This window comes from Cellulomonas massiliensis JC225 (assembly GCF_000312005.1).
GTDB lineage: Bacteria > Actinomycetota > Actinomycetes > Actinomycetales > Cellulomonadaceae > Cellulomonas > Cellulomonas massiliensis.
The window spans coordinates 3,043,738-3,045,773 of record NZ_HE978588.1; the positions used below are offsets into that span (position 1 = coordinate 3,043,738).

Here is a 2,036-nt window from a genome sequence, read left to right on the forward strand (position 1 = left end):
ACGCGACGAGGAGGGGTCCGTGCGGCTGCGCGCCGCGCTGCGCGACGCGGTCGTCGAGGTCGGCGGGACGGCCGCCGCGGAGCAGATCGACTGCGGGTTCTCGTACGGCGGCGCCGTCACCGTCGCCCGCAACGCCGCGCAGCTCGCGCGGCTCGAGCGCGCGGCCGAGAAGGAGCAGGCCTGGGGCGACGACGTGCGGGTGCTCGACGCGGCGCAGGCACGTGAGCACGCCCGGGCGGAGGGCGTCCTGGGCGGGACCTACAGCCCCGACGCGGCCGTCCTCGACCCGCTGCGGCTCGTCCGCGGCCTCGCCGACGTCGTGCAGGCGCGCGGGGCCCGGGTGCACGAGCGGACGCGCGTGCGCCGGGTGTCGCCCGGGGCGGTCGTCACCGACCACGGCACGGTCCGCACGCCGCGGGTCGTCCGGGCCGCCGGCGCGTGGACCTGCCGGCTGTCCGGCTCCCGCGACGTCGCCCCGCTCGTCTCGACCTTCGTCGCGACGGAGCCGCTGCCGGAGTTCGTGTGGGCGCAGCTGGGCTTCGCGGCGCACGAGACGGTGCTCGACGCGCGGCGGCTGCACGTGCGGGTGCGGCGCAGCGACGACGGGCGCCTCGTCGCCGGGGGCCCGGCCGTCCCCGACCTCGGGGTCGTGGAGCGGACCGGCGACCCCGTCGGGCGTCTGCACCGCGCGCTCACCGACCTGTTTCCGGTGCTGGCGGACGTGCGCCTCACGCACCGCTGGGACGCCCCGCTGGGCCTGCGGCGCGACGGGCGCCCCGCGGTCGGGTACGACGCCGACGACGGGCTCGCCTGGATCGAGGGCGTCGGCGACGACGCCGCCGTCGCGAACCTCGCCGGCCGGACGGTCGCGGCGCTCGTCGCCGGCACGGACGACCCGCTGGTGCACCTGCCGTGGGTCGGGCACCGCTCCGCCGCGTGGGAGCCCGAGCCCGTCCGGACCGCCGGGCTCGTCGCCTCCCGGCTCGCCGACGCGTGGGCGGACCGGGTCGACCGGTGGACGGCCCAGCGCGCCGCACGCGCGGGGCGCTGACGGCTCACCGGCTCAGCGCTGGTCGAGCACCTCGTGCGCGCGGGCCCGCGCCCAGCGCTCGGCGTCGAGCACGGCGTCCAGCGTGAGGCCGGGCACCGCCGTGCCTGGGTGCTCGTCCAGCACGCGCGCGACGGTGCCGACGATGTCGAGGAACCCGATCCGACCCGCGAGGAACGCCGCCACGCACTCCTCGTTGGCCGCGTTGTAGACGGCCGGATGGGTGGCCGACGCGGCCACCGCGGCGCGCGCCAGGGCGACCGCCGGGAAGACGTCCTCGTCGAGCGGCTCGAACGTCCACGCGGTCGCCGTCGACCAGTCGCACGGCGGTGCGACGTCGGGCACGCGGTCGGGCCAGGACAGTCCCAGCGCGATGGGCAGGCGCATGTCCGGAGGGCTCGCCTGGGCGATCGTGGAGCCGTCGACGAACTCGACCATCGAGTGCACGACCGACTGCGGGTGCACGACGACCGTGATGTCGGCGACCGGCACGTCGAACAGCAGGTGCGCCTCGATGAGCTCCAGGCCCTTGTTCATGAGGGTCGCGGAGTTGATCGTGACGACGGGGCCCATCGACCACGTCGGGTGGGCGAGCGCCTGCTCCGGGGTGACCGCCTTCACCTCGTCGCTCGTGCGCCCGCGGAACGGGCCGCCCGACGCGGTCAGGACGATCCGCCGGACCTCCGAGCGGCGCCCCCCGCGCAACGACTGCGCGATGGCCGAGTGCTCGGAGTCCACCGGGACGATCTGGTCCGCGCGCGTCGTCGCGTCGCGCACGAGCGCGCCGCCGACGACGAGCGACTCCTTGTTCGCCAGGGCCAGCGTGCTGCCGGCACGCAGGGCGGCGAGCGTCGGGCCGAGCCCCACGCTGCCCGTGATCCCGTTGAGCACCACGTCGGCGCCCGAGCCGGCGAGCTGCGCGGACGCGTCCGGGCCCGCCAGGACCTCGGTCCGCGTGGCGCCGGCGGCGTCGAGCGCCGCCCGGACC

Annotated in this window: 2 protein-coding genes; one reads left to right on the forward strand and one right to left on the reverse strand. The window is 77.5% G+C overall.

Annotated features, from left to right (window positions below):
• Positions 1 to 1,051 (forward strand): NAD(P)/FAD-dependent oxidoreductase (locus HGCM_RS14355; protein WP_218917048.1); only part of this gene is annotated, 1,051 nt, incomplete at its 5' end.
• Between the two features lie 12 nt (positions 1,052 to 1,063).
• On the opposite strand, the gene dxr is transcribed toward HGCM_RS14355, so the two are convergent.
• Positions 1,064 to 2,036 (reverse strand): 1-deoxy-D-xylulose-5-phosphate reductoisomerase (dxr, locus tag HGCM_RS18410; protein ID WP_019137524.1); only part of this gene is annotated, 973 nt, incomplete at its 5' end.